9 protein-coding genes and 3 pseudogenes are annotated in these 17,208 nt (G+C 38.7%); 2 read left to right on the top strand and 10 right to left on the bottom strand.

The window, feature by feature from the left end:
* Positions 1-39: 39 nt before the first annotated feature.
* The 10 genes and pseudogenes from MKZ14_RS03430 to MKZ14_RS03385 all read right to left on the bottom strand — a co-directional run bounded on the left by MKZ14_RS03430 (position 40) and on the right by MKZ14_RS03385 (position 15,984).
* A complete protein-coding gene (locus tag MKZ14_RS03430) occupies positions 40-1,506 on the bottom strand; it encodes an alpha-amylase family glycosyl hydrolase (protein ID WP_333006267.1) in 1,467 nt (488 codons plus the stop codon).
* Positions 1,507-1,690: 184 nt separating this feature from the next.
* The gene (locus tag MKZ14_RS03425) at positions 1,691-2,059 is read right to left on the bottom strand and encodes a YisL family protein (RefSeq protein WP_004227486.1); all 369 of its coding nucleotides are present in this window, start codon (positions 2,057-2,059) and stop codon (positions 1,691-1,693) included.
* Between the two features lie 200 nt (positions 2,060-2,259).
* Positions 2,260-3,162 carry a fumarylacetoacetate hydrolase family protein gene (locus tag MKZ14_RS03420; RefSeq protein ID WP_048392038.1) on the bottom strand — a complete coding sequence of 301 codons (903 nt, stop codon included), beginning with the start codon at positions 3,160-3,162 and terminating at the stop codon, positions 2,260-2,262.
* Between the two features lie 124 nt (positions 3,163-3,286).
* On the bottom strand, positions 3,287-4,453 hold the full coding sequence (locus MKZ14_RS03415; protein ID WP_333006271.1) for a DUF418 domain-containing protein: 1,167 nt from the start codon (positions 4,451-4,453) through the stop codon (positions 3,287-3,289).
* Positions 4,454-4,535: 82 nt separating this feature from the next.
* Positions 4,536-6,992 (bottom strand): annotated as a pseudogene (addA, locus tag MKZ14_RS03410) (helicase-exonuclease AddAB subunit AddA); the annotation flags it as partial.
* 100 nt (positions 6,993-7,092) lie between these two features.
* Positions 7,093-9,010, bottom strand: a pseudogene (ltrA, locus tag MKZ14_RS03405) (group II intron reverse transcriptase/maturase).
* 672 nt (positions 9,011-9,682) lie between these two features.
* Positions 9,683-10,945, bottom strand: a pseudogene (locus MKZ14_RS03400) (UvrD-helicase domain-containing protein); the annotation flags it as partial.
* 1 nt (position 10,946) lies between these two features.
* Complete coding sequence (gene addB / locus MKZ14_RS03395; RefSeq protein WP_333006275.1) at positions 10,947-14,456, bottom strand: helicase-exonuclease AddAB subunit AddB; 3,510 nt, start codon at positions 14,454-14,456, stop codon at positions 10,947-10,949.
* A gap of 326 nt (positions 14,457-14,782) precedes the next feature.
* Positions 14,783-15,421, bottom strand: a complete 639-nt coding sequence (locus MKZ14_RS03390) for a TVP38/TMEM64 family protein (protein ID WP_004227497.1) — start codon at positions 15,419-15,421, stop codon at positions 14,783-14,785.
* A gap of 11 nt (positions 15,422-15,432) precedes the next feature.
* A complete protein-coding gene (locus MKZ14_RS03385) occupies positions 15,433-15,984 on the bottom strand; it encodes an XRE family transcriptional regulator (protein ID WP_048392043.1) in 552 nt (183 codons plus the stop codon).
* A gap of 124 nt (positions 15,985-16,108) precedes the next feature.
* On the opposite strand from MKZ14_RS03385, the gene MKZ14_RS03380 reads away from it, so the two are divergent.
* Both MKZ14_RS03380 and MKZ14_RS03375 read left to right on the top strand, forming a co-directional pair.
* The gene (locus MKZ14_RS03380; RefSeq protein ID WP_048392044.1) at positions 16,109-16,843 is read left to right on the top strand and encodes an AzlC family ABC transporter permease; all 735 of its coding nucleotides are present in this window, start codon (positions 16,109-16,111) and stop codon (positions 16,841-16,843) included.
* A complete protein-coding gene (locus MKZ14_RS03375) occupies positions 16,840-17,166 on the top strand; it encodes an AzlD domain-containing protein (protein ID WP_048392045.1) in 327 nt (108 codons plus the stop codon). The genes MKZ14_RS03380 and MKZ14_RS03375 overlap by 4 nt, the downstream gene beginning before the upstream one ends.
* The last annotated feature ends 42 nt before the right edge of the window (positions 17,167-17,208 follow it).

Genomic DNA, 17,208 nt, shown 5'->3' with positions numbered 1-17,208 from the left:
CTAGGATGGCTCCTGGCATGCTTTTTTGTCGTGTTATTATTATTGGACGTCTTGCTCCTGACGACGAACTTTCCCTCGTTTAATGATGATGACAACAAAGCCAATAAAGATCACCCATACTAAGCCAAGAGCCACCATATAAGGAGTGTTTAAGCCTTCATCATTGCGAACTTGATAAATTTCAACCATTTCTCGGTCTAAAATAACAGGATAGACTTCTTTTTCATTTATGCGAACTTTTTCCTCATGTAAAATACCGTTCAGCATTTTCCCTTCACCAAGTTGTTCAGGTGTTAAGTCGACGCGTTGTGTTTTACCAGTATTATTAACCATGATTACCCACTTTTCTTCGTCAGAAGAACGTGTAAAGACAAGAAGGCCATTTTCATTTGTAATGACTTCAAAATCACCATTACGTAAAGTAGCTGATTGATTACGTAAAGATTGAACATTTTTAATATAATCTATCAGTTCCTCGTCTGTTTTAAAGTTATAAAGCTGGTGTGTATCTGGTTTTGCTTCCCCATTCATAGCAATTTCTGTCCCGTATTGTACGACAGGAATTCCTGGTAGCATAAATAAAGCACCCATCGCCATTTTTAAGCGGGTAGGTGGGAACATATTTTCATTAGCAGAGTCAAATGTAAAACGATGAGTTTCAAGTGAATCCACCATAATTTGTGTCGGTTTTTCTCCTGCGAAGGGTTCCATTAATTTAGAAGAATCCATATCCACGTTTTTAAATATATTACGATACATATCTGCCGTTACAGGTGAGAAAGTTGCATCAAAGTCAGCATCGCTTTCTTCATTTGCTATCACATAAAGTGATGTTTTTGTCTCTTTTAATGCAGCTATTACTGCATTGATAAACGCTGTATCAGCCCCTGCGATATTTGTTAAACGAATACCACCGATGTCATATGTAGAAACAAATTCAGTTACTGCTTGAATAAGTGCTTCTTGCACATCCTTATTCGATAAATCCCACTGTACTTGTCCATTATTGGTAGATGCAATCCAATCCGCTTTCGATGCATCCTTTGCCCACTCATGATTTGGACTCACATTTGTAAGTGGAAAATCCACCATAATGGACATATTTTTAGCTTTGTAGGCCTCTACAGTACTTTGGAATTCTTCCGTTGTTCCAAAATGACGTTCTATTGTAGTATAGCTTGTGGGCATTGATCCATCATACTTCTCTGTAGAAAAAATAGGCCCAATGGAAACAATTGTATAGCCCATCTCACCGATAAATTTCAGTTTATCCTGTAAACCTGTAAAATCGCCCCCCGCAAATTTCGAAGGGTCCTGCGTATTTGTATCAAAATCGTTTGTGCCCGAGCCATTAAAGAAACGGTCAACGAGTAAATCATAGATGCTTTCTTCTGCTATTGTTCTAGTCGCTGATTCATCCGCATGTGCTACTGGTATAGTACTTACTAATGAAGTTGCTAATAAAAGTGATGCAGCCGTCGCACTTATCCACTTCTTAAATTTCACTGTTATTCCCTCTCTTTCAAACCAATCAACGTCATTTTACCAAATAACTCTGTCACGTCGCTATCTTTTCCAAAGATTTTGCGTAAAAGCGAAATGAATTACGACAAAAAGGTGTCAATTCCGTCTTCCGTTTTCGTTTACAAAATAAAAGCCGTGAAGCAACTACTTCACGACTTTTAAATCATTATGCTAAGAAATCTTGACCCATTGGCAGTTTAAATCCTAGGAACAAAGTGATTAATAGGAATACTGCAAATAAAATCCAAAACATAGCTGTTGGTTTATTTTTCTTTTGACGTACTAATACCATTTCCATCATGCCAATTACAAGTATGCCACCTAAGAACTTAAATCCGTAAAGCATACCTTTACCATAGTCCATTGCCTCGATAAATAATGCCCCACCTGTGATGATTATTAGTACATAAAACAGACGTAATGTCATATGTAAGCCTTTTGATTGCTTGCCCATTAGTGCCGCAATTAAAAAGATGACAATACCTACTACCCACGTAGTAATATGCAAATGCGTTTGGCTAGTTAAAAAACTCATGTTTGTCCCCCTCATTCTTTTTCTATCAAACTCTATCCTACCATGCGATGGAAAGGGTTTCAAATATTACAATAGTGTTCACATAATTTACATCATTTAAAACTTGGAATCCTTGCATTTCATAGTTTTTACATCTGTTACTATGCCTTAAAGCAGTAAAAAATCCGCGGAGTATAGACTCACGCGGATTGATATCATCATTATTCAAAATGGTTGACTAAAGTACCAATTCCTTGAATAGAAACTTTTACTGTATCTCCAGCTTTTAAGAATTGTGGCGGGTTCATCCCTTTGCCAACACCAGCTGGCGTACCTGTTAAAATCACATCTCCTGGCTCTAATGTTACATGCTGAGATAGGATGGATACTAACGTTTCAACAGAGAACATCATATCTTTCGTAGAGCCATTTTGACGTACTTCATCATTGACCTTTGTGACTACTGTTAAGTCTTGTGGATTTGGGATCTCATCCTTTGTCACAAGGTATGGTCCAAGAGGGCAAGTACCGTCCAAGCTTTTACCCAAGAAGAATTGTTTATGTTTCTCTTGTAAATCACGAGCTGTTACATCATTGGCAATAGTATAACCAAATACATAATCAAACGCTAAGTTTTTAGGAATGTTTTTGCCACGTTTACCAATAACGATAGCTAGCTCACCTTCATAATCCATTTTTGAAGAAAGATCTGCATGTATGGAAATTGTTTGTCCATCTGCAGCAATTGCAGTTGGTGATTTTGTGAATACCATTAAATCCGTTGGTGCTGCCTCTGCACCCATTTCCTTTGCATGTTCATCATAGTTTTTACCAATACACATAATATTTTTAGGTGTACGTGGAATTGGTGAAAGCCATTCGATCTCTGTAAATTCACGTTTAAAACTATTAGCATTATCTGATTTTTCTGCTGCTTCTACTAATTTACGAATCTGTTCCACAAAATCAAAGCCTAAAGCAATGCCATCCACGATTGAACTTGAAAAAGAAGGGAGAACTTGAAGTTCACTTTGAATAGCGAGTACATCCCATACCGCTTCTTCTTTTTTTACTTTTGGTCCAAAGCTTACATGTCCACCTAATTTGAATGATAAAATTTTCATGATTGAAAGAGCTCCTTCTTTTTTCTACATAATACAACAATATGATAGAAATTACCTCATTTTTGCGACAACATTTTTATAAGTTGTTATATCTTCATAAAATATGCATGTGAAGAGGAATATATTAACGCACTTCTACTTTTTGCTTATATGTTAATTTACGCCATATTGTTTCTAACGGTCCTTGTTTCCACTTAGATAACCAGATTTCTGCTATGATCATTTGCACAACAATAATGCCGACAGCAATTAATACCCCTGTTTCTACACTTACTTTACCATACCAGCCAAAGCCAAATTGGTAGAATAAACAAGTACCTATAATAGATTGAAGAATATACATCGTTAATGACATGCGTCCGATTTTAGCAAAAGGACTAAGTAGTTTTGGCATTATTGGCACTAAGCAAAGTAACACAATGACCCCAATATAGCCCACCGATAGAACTGGGCCCCCTATGTATACCTTTAAATAATCTAGTAAATATGTTCTTGTAAACATAATAGATAAGCTTTTTATACCAATACCGATGACCAATCCAGCAATTGCAAACGTCAGCCAGAGCCACTTCAATTCTTTAGCCCGTTCTACTAAACGCCATTTAGAGGCAGCGGCACCTATTAACATATACGGTAAAATCGTGAACAGTGCGACAAACCACATCTCGATGCCTGCCTGCGTCGATAAATCTGTTAAGCGTTGCAAAAAGGCATCTACCCAGTTTCCTGTCCCATAAGCCGTGATGGCCTTCTCTACTGAAACGATATCTAAGTAATCATCTACTTTTGTATTAAAATTTACAATCCCTACTACAAAGAGCATAAAAGCTTGCATCAAGCCATTAATAATCAAAGCACTCGCTAATAGCCAGATGGGACTCAATCGTAGTAAAAGCACTAAGAAAACGCCACAAAATGCATACATCATTAATATGTCGCCCCACCAAATTAGCACAGCATGGATAAAACCAAAAGCAAACAGGATGGACAGTCTACGAAGCCCCAGCGTATAAAAGTTTTGTTGACGACTTTGAGCCTTTTGCCACTGCATGGCTAGCCCATAACCAAATAGCATGGCAAAAAGCGGGTAAAAGCTGCCTTGCACATAAATATCTATATTTTTCTGCCAAACAATATCTGATGGGGTTGTAAACCATGATGCCAAATCAATATGCGGCATTGGCAAATAAAAGGTATACATATTTACAAGTAAGATCCCTACTAAACTAATACCTCGTAAAATATCTAATGTTGCTATTCGTTCATGCAACATTGTTGGTTTTAACTCCACAAAATAGCCTCCTCTTGACTAGCAGCTATGGTGAAAGCAGGGCAAGAAAAAACTTTGCCCCACTTTGCCCGTAACAAGTTCTTTATGCGTGTATGGTCTGTTCATTATCGAATAAAAATAATACTTTATCGTTCACCTTGATGTGTAAGATGGATTCAATGGCTTCGCTATAAACACGAAGCTGTACGGCATAACGACCTAGTATTTCCTTTGACAAGGCTGGCTCCTGCGCAAAATGAGATTGTATACGATCCGTTTTATAATCCAACAAGACCCAATTACCGTATTCATCCTCAAATAGGCAGTCAATGATCCCTTGCACAATTTGAGCATCACCATCTTCATCGATTCTACTAATTGTAAACGGCATTTCTCTACGTATCTGCCTTGCGCGTTGAAAGCGTTGCCCTATTTCTGTCTCAAAAAAACGATAAATTTTCGCTTGCGGAACTACTTTGCCCTCCGCCTCTGTTAAAAGCTGTCTTGCCATTAAATCCTCCACAAAGTCCCTTACAGCATCGATATGACTAAAGCCATATTGAGGAACATGCTGCATCACTGTGTGCACAGCTGTACCAATTTCAGCACCAGTTAGCTGTTGCTCCTGTAAAAAAGCGGGTCGAGGTGCAATGGACGAAGCCTTTTGCGTGATAGGAGAGGCAAAATAAAATTCAGGTTCCTCCTGGCGCTGTAAATTTTCTAATCGCTTTATTTCACTAACAGATGTTTTGGAGCGCTTTCTTGTAGATTTTTGATAGACATACTGCGCTTGAAAGCGGGTAGTGATTTCAGCCAGCAAGTCCTCATCCTCTTGCATCGCAAGCACTTGCTGTACTTCATCGCCCATCGCCTCTATCTCATATGAATAATGCTTTGTATCGATGGCTTGAACCCACCAATGTGATTGATCCTCCACTTCTTTATAAGATGTGCTTGCTACTACTGCAAAATCTGCATGTCTTGCTACTGCTGGGCCAACCCAGTCCAAATAGCTGTTAGCTCTTGCACGTAAATATTCTTGAAGCGGTGCATCCATTGGTAAACTTTGTGCGTCCTGCCAGTTGTCGCGTGTTTTCTCCCAGTTCTTCACTGAGCCTACTAAAATCAAACGCTCCTTCGCACGAGTCATCGCAACATATAAGACACGCATTTCTTCTGCACGCATCTCCAGTTCTTTTTTCTCCTTCAATGCTAAAAACGGTAACGATGTATAGGTGATACGATTTTCGGGATCAATGGCCTTAACAGCTAGTCCAAAATCTTGATCAAACAAATAGGGTTGATGAAAATCCATTTTATTAAACGGACGTCCCATTCCTGCAACAAAGACGACTGGATATTCTAACCCCTTGGAAGAGTGTATTGTCACCAGACGTACTACATCATCCTTTTCGCCAATTGATTTGGCCGTACCTAAATCATCGCCACGCGTACGCATACGATCAATAAAGCGTAAAAAACGGAATAGCCCACGAAATGCTGTTTTTTCATACATTAATGCACGATCATGTAATACGCGTAGATTTGCTTGACGCTGTTTGCCATTCGGCATTGCCCCAACCATTTCATAATAATGTGTATCTAAATAAATTTTCCAAATTAAATTTGATAATGATCCACGACGTGCTAAATCACGCCAATTTTCAAAGGCTAGCATAAAGCGTTGCAACTTCTCAAATGTAGTGGTTTGCACACCATGTCCTTCACTACGAATAAATTGTCGTAAAGCATCATAAAAAGGTACCTTTTGATCGGCTAAACGAATTTTCGCCAGCTCATTTTCCGTTAAACCAACAAACGGTGCGCGCAGTACAGAGGCTAAGGGGATATCCTGATAGGGATTATCGACTACCTTCAGGACATTTAACATAATCATTACTTCGAGTGCGTCAAAATAGCCTTTAGATGATTCTGCATAGAGTGGAATCCCTGCCAGCTTAAATTCCTCTACTAAGTCTGTTGACCATGTCATCGAGCGCATTAAAATCACAATATCACTATACTTTAATGGTCGCTCTGTTTTTGTTTTCGTATCGTATACGGTTGTTCCATCTTCCATCATTTGACGTATACGATCGATAATAAATCGTGCCTCGTATTGTGATTTTTTTAATTCCTCTAGCTCCGTTGCCTCATTGCTTAGTTCTTCCAGTTCTTCTGGTGTTTCCTCTTCCTGTGGTGGATGCAGTACGACCAGCTCAACAGGTATTTCTTTATCATCATAGGGCGCAGCAGGCTTTAGTGACGCATTGTCATCATACGAAATCTCACCGACACGCTCACCCATAATTTGTGCAAAAACATAATTTGTAGCATTTAATACTTCTTTTCGACTTCGGAAGTTAGCGTTTAAATCAATTCGCATCCCCGTTACATCAGGTGACTCCAAGTATTCACTATATTTTCTCATAAAAAGCTTTGGCTCAGCTAATCGGAAACGGTATATACTTTGTTTAACATCCCCAACCATAAAAAGGTTGCCGTCTTGTTCTTCACCCGTTTTGACAAGCTGTAAGATGGTTTCCTGTAGCATATTGGATATGGATAGGTAAGCATTTGAAGTAATCTCCTGCTTTTCCCCCCATTCACACCGTACGTGAGGGTTTCCCCTCATACGGCGTTCCATCAATTATGAATCTTTATACTAATACTTTATTTCCAGCTTTCACACGAAGTTTATTTACTTTGTCCAAACTTTGTTTTGTTAACTCTAACATTTGAAGGTATTTATTAATGACGTCTTCTGTTGTGGCATGAATCAGTTTATGGGCTTCTTTCGTTATAAAAAACTAAGTTGTCATACTTATCGTTACCACCTTTTGCCTTTGGAACGATGTGATGTAATTCCATATTTTTCAGAATGAGTGCTTCTCCTGTAATAAAGCAAACCCCTTTTTGAGCAATGTATTTAGAAATACGATTGTCGTTGTATTCAATACTACGATTGATGACAGGATTTTTCATGAGATACTTCACAACTTCTTCTGATACTGATTTTTGCTTTTTATGAATCAGACTTCTACCTTCAACTGTATAATTATTGATTTCTTGCGTAAAGTTTGTCGGATTTTTGTGTTTGATTCCATCGATAGGGAATATCGCTACTTTTGCAACGAATGTCTTTTTCTTGCCAAGATAATCTTTGAAATGTTTCTTGTAGTACGTACTTGGCTCACCTTTATCCGATGAAACTTTCTTCAAGCTGTTATATAAGGTTCGTTTGACTGAAAATGCAATTTCACTAAAATCTTTCGTTACCATCGTTGCTTGCTGATAGAAGTTATGAAGTCCTAGAATTGTTGCATTGAGTTTGGACACTTCTGAAGCATTAGATTTCTTTTTAATTCGTTTGATGTTTTCTTTGATTTTGCTAATTGCGTTTTTCTTCGCCTTATTTGTCATGAATGATTTTACGGTATGCTTCTTTTTATTTCTAGCCACTTTCATTTTAAACCCTAGAAATTCCGAAAAGTTTTTCCTTAAATTAATGACCTTTGATTTTTCTTTACTAATGTCGAGATGTAATCTTTCTTTTAACCATTTTTTCACACCTTCGAAAATCTTGAAGGCACTTTTATGGTCTCTACAAAAGATTTTAAAATCATCTGCATATCGCACAATGAACATTTCTTTCAAGCTTGTGGCTCTTTTTAAGGTACTATATTTCACTGACCTATCAAATCTAACCTTGCCACCAATAATTCTTTTACGCTCATAGTTTTTCTGCGTTTCAAACGTTTCCCATTGATTGCTTATCCACCAATCTAATTCGTTTAGCACAATATTAGATAGTAGCGGTGATAAAATACCACCTTGAGGAGTCCCTTTATTAGGTGTTCCTGCTCCTACAATTTCTGCTTTCAGTAGTTTACTTATGATTGAGAGAACCTTTTTATCCTGGATACCCATTGACCACATTTGTTTAAGAAGTTTGCCATGATTGACATTATCGAAGAAACCTTTGATGTCAATATCAACCACATAGTGCAGTTTGTTGATATTTGCTAATGTTACTGCTCTAGAATATGCATGTAAAGTTCCTCTGTTCGGTCGAAAACCGTAACTGTGATGATGGAATTTCGCTTCGCATATTGGCTCTAGAATTTGTTTAATACATTGTTGAATGATTCGGTCCTCGATTGTCGGGATGCCGAGTGGGCGAATTCCTCCATTAGCTTTTGGTATTTCTTTTCTTCTTATTTTGTGTGGTATGAAGTTTTCAAGTCTTTTTCTGACATAATCAATTAATGCGTTCGGGTCTTTTTCTCCGATAGTAATGATTGTCGATTCATTACTACCTTTGGTGAGAGAACCCTTGTTTTTCTTGATGTTTCGATATGCCAGTAAAATATTTTCTCTTCTAATAATCAATTCATACAGATTTTTAAAGCGTTTGTTCATTTGACTTGCTTTGTAAAGGTCATCTAAGGTTTGTTGCATGTCGTAATATTCATTGTTTCGTAAGGACTGTCGTTTTAAAACTTTCTTGTTTGCTGTTTCAGTCAATACTCTCACCACTTTATTACTTCTTTTGGCGATTGCATTTCTTTTAGTCATACGAGAACCTGATAGTATAAAGTAATGTTTTAGTTATTCATAAATTGACTAATGGCTATCCCTCCACCGCTTATTATCACGGCTTCACTGGTACTGTGCCATCACTTTCACTGTGCTTAAAATGAGGTTATACTATAGACGCTTTCCCTCATACCGCTTCAACGAGTGCAATCTCTCCACGTAGCCAGCTTACCACGTTCCAAGAAATCATATCTGTACATATAATACTTTTAGGTCATTCCTCTAACCCTGTTAGCTGGATAGTGCCTGTAACACTATAAGGTGTTTCATAAAGACAAATTTTACTCCACCTCACTAACCCAACAATAAGTTGGTGTACCCTTTCGAATACCTATACCTCTAGAGCCGTACATTCGGAATTTCGTCAGTAGGAAGTTTTGTTCCCTACATTCTAACCATGAGTATTTTTATAGACCCCCAGTCTATCCATCCCACAGAATACCTCTATCCCGCTTTCCTTCTTTCGATTAGGAGGATGTTCAACTGACTTCACCGAGCTTATAACATCATCACGATTGCACGCGACAATGCTATTCGGAGGATTAGGTCGAGCCTTTCAGAGCGTTACCTCATCATTCGACTCATCTGATTTCTTAGTTCTCCTAGCGAAATGATGCTAGTGGCTAATCTTTTCAATTAGCAACGTGTCGCACTATCCTGATATTCATCCACAAGTACTTCTTTAAAACGCTTTTTCATATCTAGTGCAACCGGTGATGGATGAAGTGCACCATCTATCTCTACCGTTAAAATTTGAAGTGCATAATGCTCTAAATCTGAAAAGTCAATGATTCCCCGTTCTAACTTGGCTAGTCGAAATTGTTCACTAAATGTAGTGGTCAATTCAACTAGCGTAGTAATGGTCGGTGCCATTAACCTTATTTCCTCAAGTAGCCGTGCAGGCGTACGAACAAAATATGTCTCCTTGATTTTATTCATCATTTTTTTGGCTGCTTCTCGTTTTTTCTTCGCAAGCTCCTGTAGCTCTACATTAACTAGTGCATCCTTCGATACCCGCTTTAAGGTAGACCATTTAACCGTTGCAAAATAATCAAATAGCTCCTGCCATGTCCCACTTTGACTAATGCGTATCCCTTCCTGAATCATAGCAAAATCTACCTCTGCCGTTTCTGCATAGGGTGCAGGTCCATCTGGCTGTAATGTAATTGTGCGCATTTCAGAAATTAGCATAAACGCCTCTTCCAGGCTATGACGTACGGTTAATTTGACGTATTGAGATAGCTCTAAATCATCGATTGTCACTTCCTCAGCTAATTCATATGCTTTCGGCAGGCTCCAAAGCCATTTTTGAGGCTCTGCATGGACACGAGACGTATCATAAAGTTTACTAATCAGCGTTTCGATGGCTTGATCATCACGATCTGAGGTAAAGCTATCGACAAGACGATAGATGGCTTGTACGTGAGCCTCATCCTCAGCATCGTATGCATCTTCTAAAACTTCTGCTAAAACATCATCTCGCAATAATGCTATTTCTGCTTCATTGGCAATACGGAAGCCTGGGTCTATATCAAGTAAGTACGCATATTGCTTCACAATTGCTAAACAGAATGAATGTAGCGTAGAAATTTGTGCTTTATTCACAAGACTTAGCTGCCGTCTTAAATGATTAGATGTTGGATTTTCTGCTATCGCCTTTTCTAATGCCTCAGACATACGATGGCGCATTTCAGCGGCTGAGGCATTTGTAAAGGTCACTACCAATAGTTCATCTACATTGATCGGGTTTTCAGTAGCAATGACTTTTTCAATCATACGATTGATCAGAACCGCTGTTTTCCCCGACCCTGCTGCAGCCGAAACGAGTGTATCTTGACCGCTAGCATAAATGGCCTTCCACTGATCGTCTGTCCATGTGACATCTACTGGCTTAACAGGAATTGTTTGTACCATGCTATTCTATCTCCTTCCGAATTTTATCGACAATATCATTCGGCTTTGCTTGCATTAATTGACGATAGTTTTGTTTACCATCTGATGGATCAAATTGGCAAACCGCAGCAAATTGACAATAATCACATGCCGTTTTGGCTTTTAATTTATAGGGGCTAATGGCCGTATCACCAGATAAGATACCATTCCCTGCCTCCTGATGTTTACGACGAACAAAATGCTGCAACTTTTTCATATCATTGACAGGAACTATACGCGATTGTGACTCAGACGGTGTCCCATCTTTTTTCATATAGACAGGAATGATTTTTGAATGTCCGCTACTTTCTTCCAATTGCTCGTCCATCGATAAAATCGCTTCAGCATTTTCAGATAGCAAACCTTTCATTTTATACTGCTTTAAACGATCCTCTTCTATTTCACTGTCCGTCAAATCTTTATCCAGCTTCAGCATCGGATTATGGACATGGACATACAGTACCCCTGCTGGCTCTGCTTCACCTGATAGCCAGTATGAACTATTTTCCATTGCCACATCTAAATACGTTAGGACCTGTAAGGATAATCCATAATAAACCTCATTTAAATCAAGGTCACGAGCTGAGGATTTATAGTCGACAATCCGCAAATAAGAGCGGTCATCTATCGTTGCACTATCCACTCTATCAATACGTCCACGCATAAACATTTTCTTACCACCAGTCAAATCAATCTCTAATGGTGGTAGCTGTTCATGTTGTCCAGGACCAAACGATGCCTCAATTGCAATTGGTTTGAAGTGTGATACATTTGCATGCTGTGTCAGTGCTGTCATTGTACGCTCAACAATTCGAATTAGCTTACGCTGAATATAGCGATAGCGGGCACTGGATAATAGGATTTGATGGGAAAAGACTGGAACAATTTGTTCTACTGCTTGACGTGCTAATTGTTTAATTTGCTTTGTTGTTAAACGAATCCAAGATAATTGCTGACGATGTGTTTCCTCTGTAATCCACTTTAATGCCTCATGGAATAAGTCACCCATTGCAAACGTTTCTAGCCGATACTCAGCTCGTTCTTCAAGACGTAGACCATACGTAGTGAAATGAGAAAAAGGACATCTGAAGTATTTCTCAATTCGCGACACACTGGATGTTAGCTTCTGACCATATAATTCCTGTGTAATATAGGTTTCAAGTGGCTCAGCCTCATTTTTATGGGTAATTGGATAAAGTACGCGGTCGAAAATGAGTGCCCAATACGGATCTTGTGTATAAAATCTTTGTAAAGCTAGCCATTCTGGCGCTAGTTCACGGCTATGTTCAGCTTGACGTAGCTGTACCATTAGATGTGCCAATGCAGTCCTTGGATGGCGTAAATATGGTAAAACATCCCTATCTAATAATTCAATTGGATCGACTACCACTCGTTCTATCGAAACACCACTTAATAAGCCAGCCTTTTTGTCATTTCCTATTATTTTCTTAATATAAAGTGAGGCTAGAAGTGCCTTGCCTTCCTCATCCGCCGTAGGATAGGTCATATACAATTTGTTAGATGGCGTTGTAATAGCGCGATAGAACAAGAAATTTTCCTGTAATAAACGATTAGTAGAGGTAGGAGCAAGCTCATAGCCAATTTGACTAAACCATTCACGTTCGATATCTGACAACAAGCCCTCATACTCCATCCGAGTTGGATAAACACCATCATTCATTCCTATTACAAAAGCGACTTTGATATTGGATAAACGAGCTAAATCAACAGTAGCCACCATTACTTCATCAAGGGTTGGCGGAATTCTTGAAAATTCTAATGTATCAAAGCCTTCATCAAGAATTTTGGCTGCTTGCTCTACAGACATCTCCTGCTCTCCAAACATATAAACGAATTGGTCAAGAACAGCAATCCATTCATTCCAAGCTTGTTCATGTTCACTTGCAGCTAATGCGTCACCTCGCTCTAGCTCACGATCTTTCATGGCTTGCAGTTTATCATATACCTGTAATGACTCTATAAGTTCAAATAAAGCAGTCGCAATATCTCTGCCATTCTTGGCGCTATCAAGCTTGTCTTGTAAAAGTTTTAGAGGTTGGCGAATTTCATCTCGAATGGCCTCGATTTCTGCCTGCATTGCACGCTCTTCATCTGTTTGTACACGCGAATGGAATTCTAGACCTCGATATTTTTTATAAAACCAACGTGCCTCCTCAAACCATCGTTCACCATAGATGCCTTGTGCCAAGCAATAATTTTCTAATCGATCTGCTCGCTCACGCCAAATTGTTAGCTCAGCTTGTAATGGGAAAAACAAATCGGTTTTGACACTACGAAAAACTGGCTCATATTTCCAATTCGAGGTCATAACCTCCAAGGCTGAACGACTTAGCTCTATTAATGGATGATGTAGCATTGTCTTTTTTGTATTTGTAAAAATAGGAATTTCATATTGTTGGAAAATACTTGTAATAAGTGGATCGTAGAGATCTGCTTGTCTGTACAAAAGTACGATATCCTGATAGCGAAAACCGTCTTCTCTTGTCAGTTTTGTTATTTCCCGGGCAATCGCATGTATCTCTGCTCGACGATTTGATGCTTCAAGCACGGTTACATCTCCTGAGGTTTTTATCGTTTGAGGCTCCAAATCAGCAAACTTTGCCTCCACATGCTGTAAATCTTTAGAATGAAATCTTTGAGTCTTATAAAAATGTAATGGTAATTCAACATCAATGCCCTCTTCTTTTGCTATATCATGAAGACGTTGATTCGTTAACGCTGCTTCATGGAATAAAGCTTGTTCATCAAAGGCTTCATCCATATGATCAAAGGGAAGGACGACAGTTACTTGCTTCGTCACCTTTAACAATTCACGAACCAGTTCTAACTCTCGCACAGTGAAGGCGGTGAAACCATCAATATAGATGGTCGCTTGCTTCATCGTTTCTGCATACTTCAGTTGCTCCGTTAAAATCGGATAATAGCCCTCGCTGTCAACATAGGTCGTACCAAGTCGTTCCTCCAATGCCTGCAAAACGACATGTAAATCATTCGCTTTCGCCTGCAATGTATTAGGTGCATCTATTGCCTTTAACGATTCCGTTACCTCTGCCAAGACTGAGCTATTGACGCTATAGCGACTAAATTCTCTTAAAAGGGTTTCAATTTCCTCCGTAAAGCCACGTTTTCCTGCTGCTTGTCGAAATAAGGAAAACTCGCTTTTTTGTTCCTCCAAAAGTTTACGTATAAGCATTCGATAGCCATAGCCATTCACTTCTTTACGAGCAATACCTCCTGTTTCCTGTAAAACCAACCATGCTAAACGTTTAAACGTCATCACCTGTGCTCGAATCAAGCCTTGTAAACCATGCTTATTTGTCAGCTCATATTCCGTAGAATAAGACATTTGGTCAGGCACTATAATGAAAATTGGATGTCCCAATGGATCTGTCTTTAATTGCTCAACAATTTCCTGATGAATAAATGCTGATTTTCCTGTTCCCGAACGTCCTGAAACAATACGCAATGTCATTTACTTTCCCCCTCCTCATTAACTTGCTGTTGCGGGTGTCTCTTTTAATGAAATAAAAATTTGTACTTTTATTTGAGCGATTCTTTCACTGAATTGATTACTTCTCATCTATTTTGGAGCGGCTTCTCCAGACTATTGATTGCTTCTCATCTATGGTGGAGCAGTTTTCTCAGCCTACTAAAAACAACATAAATCATCTATCTTAAATTCTATCGAAAAAAACTAGTAAATACTATCTATCAACCTTCACCTACCTATAAAAAGGTTAATTTATTACACAAAAAAGCAGCCTCTTCACATAATGAAAGAGGCTACAGTTTATTTACTTAACTGGCATGGTGGTCCTGCTTTTTCGTCAAATTTCGCGCTTGCTTTAAATCTCTTTCTACACGGGCATTCAAACGCTTCTCTATCAACTTCCCAACCCACCATAAAATAACAATGGCCACAGCTGCAATTATCAATCTCACTGGGCTTGTCAAGAGCGATTTTAAATCATAGCCCAATACACTCATACCTAAAATCATGACAAACTTTCCTGCAAGCAAAACGATTAAGTAAAATTTTTTATGGATATGTGACAATCCCGCTACAATATTGACAATCACAGATGGTGTAAAAGGGAAGCAGAGGAGGACAAAAAGAGGGCTGATGCCATTCATATCCACCCATTTAATAAGCTTCTGTACTTTTTTACTACCTGTTAAAAATTGTAATCTTGGATGTTTGCCAAAATGACGCACAAGTAAGAAAACCGCATAGGAGCCAGCTACAGAGCCTAGCCAAGATAATAGAAATCCTAGCCATAAGCCGAATGCACTGGCATTCGCCACAACGAATACGACTAATGGTAGGAATGGTAAAAACGCCTCTAAAAACGGGAGCAGTAAACCAATGATTGGGCCGAACGTTCGATACTGTGCCGCAACCTGTTCAATATTTTCTACAGTAAACCATTCATTCAATATCGACACCTCTATTTATACTGTAAAATTAAATGAAAAATTGTTAACCCTTCTGAAGTATTGCGATATTCATGGGGTTGATGCCCTGAGAATACTAGTGTATCCCCTTCATCTAGTAATTCATGCATGTCTCCAGCAGAAATAACTGCTTGTCCTTTAATAACCATTACAGTTTCCTCTACCCCTTCTGTATGGGCTTCACTCCTACTAACTGCCCCTGGCTCCATTTCAACCTTATAAAACTCCCAGCCTCGCTCTGGATTATACGGAATTATGGAGTAAACACGATAGCGTCCCTCATCCTCATCGACATGTGGTACATCTTTACTGCTATAACGCATGTAATGGGCAGTTGGTGGCTGTAATAATGAAGAGAATGACATACGCATACCCGCTGCAATTTTCCAAATTGTTGAAACAGTTGGATTGGCCTCTCCTTTTTCGATTTGTGCAAGCTGTGCTTTACTGACACCTGTCGCTTTGGCCACATCATCGAGACTTAAATGACGTTGCTGTCTAATTTTCTTTAATTGAAATGCTAAATTTCGACTCATTTGTTCCATCTTTACTCACCAATTTCTATTGTTTATTTTATCAGACATATGTATACTTTAATAAACATCAAGAACTATCAAACAATTCCATCAATAGTATACATGGAAATTATCAAGAAAGGATGACCTATTTATGACAAGTACAACAGAGCTTCAACATGATGACACAACAAGCTCTTCCAATGACAGTTTTTTACAAGGCGTGAAAGATTGCGTGCCTACATTACTCGGTTATATTAGTATAGGACTTGCATTTGGGGTTGTAGGTTCCGCTTCAGGGTTATCTGTCCTTGAAATTGCGCTATTAACAATACTGATTTACGCAGGTTCTGCACAATTTATTTTTTGTGCACTTCTTTTAACAAGTAGCCCTGCCTCTGCTATCATTGTAACCATTTTCGTAGTGAATCTACGTCATTTATTAATGAGTTTAACATTAGCACCTCACTTTACGCGCTACTCCATGCTTAGAAATGTTGGCTTTGGTACATTATTAACGGATGAAACCTTTGGTGTAGCAGTCACAAAGCAAATGCAAACAGGTAAATTATATGGTAAATGGATGGATGGGTTAAATATAACAGCCTATATCTTCTGGATTCTTTCCTGTGTTACGGGTGCCTTTTTAGGACAGTGGGTAGCAAATCCTGAAAAATGGGGTTTAGATTTTGCCTTGGTTGCCATGTTTGTTGCACTTTTAGTTTTGCAATTGAGCAGTGTTGGTAAAAGTAAAATCATGCATTATATCAAGTTAATTGGCTATATGGCGGTTATTATGTACGGTCTTTCTTATGTAGTCCCTTCACATGTGGCTGTGCTACTGGCAACCGTGATTGTCGCAACAATTGGGGTGGTGACAGATAAATGACAACAACTTCTTATATGGTCTGGCTTATTATCGGCTGCGCACTTGTAACATGGCTACCGCGTGTCATTCCATTTATTTTTGTGCGTAGTGTAACACTACCTGATGTTGTGCTAAAATGGCTTAGTTTTATTCCTGTTTGTATATTAAGTGCTCTTGTCATTGAAAATTTAATAGATACTGAAAGCGGCAAAGTAGTGACACTTGATTGGCCAGTCTTTATTACATTTGTTCCTACTCTTATTATTGCCCTTGTCACAAAAAGCTTATCGATTACAGTAGTTGCAGGAGTAATCATTATGGCAGCAGTGCGATTTTTCATGTAAAAAGGTCAGTCCTATTGTAAAGTGTACCCTTTGTAAAGGACA

This window comes from Lysinibacillus sp. FSL P2-0066 (assembly GCF_037969495.1).
Classification (GTDB): domain Bacteria; phylum Bacillota; class Bacilli; order Bacillales_A; family Planococcaceae; genus Lysinibacillus; species Lysinibacillus boronitolerans.
The sequence above is the reverse complement of the archived record's forward strand: the minus strand, read 5'-3'. Positions and strand labels throughout refer to the sequence as shown.

Coding starts and splice junctions, on each gene's coding strand:
- MKZ14_RS03375 (WP_048392045.1), top strand. CDS start 16,840: ATGACAACAACTTCTTATATGGTCTGGCTTATTATCGGCTGCGCACTT.
- MKZ14_RS03380 (WP_048392044.1), top strand. CDS start 16,109: ATGACAAGTACAACAGAGCTTCAACATGATGACACAACAAGCTCTTCC.
- MKZ14_RS03420 (WP_048392038.1), bottom strand. CDS start 3,162: ATGAAAATTTTATCATTCAAATTAGGTGGACATGTAAGCTTTGGACCA.
- addB (WP_333006275.1), bottom strand. CDS start 14,456: ATGACATTGCGTATTGTTTCAGGACGTTCGGGAACAGGAAAATCAGCA.
- MKZ14_RS03385 (WP_048392043.1), bottom strand. CDS start 15,984: ATGGAACAAATGAGTCGAAATTTAGCATTTCAATTAAAGAAAATTAGA.
- MKZ14_RS03425 (WP_004227486.1), bottom strand. CDS start 2,059: ATGAGTTTTTTAACTAGCCAAACGCATTTGCATATTACTACGTGGGTA.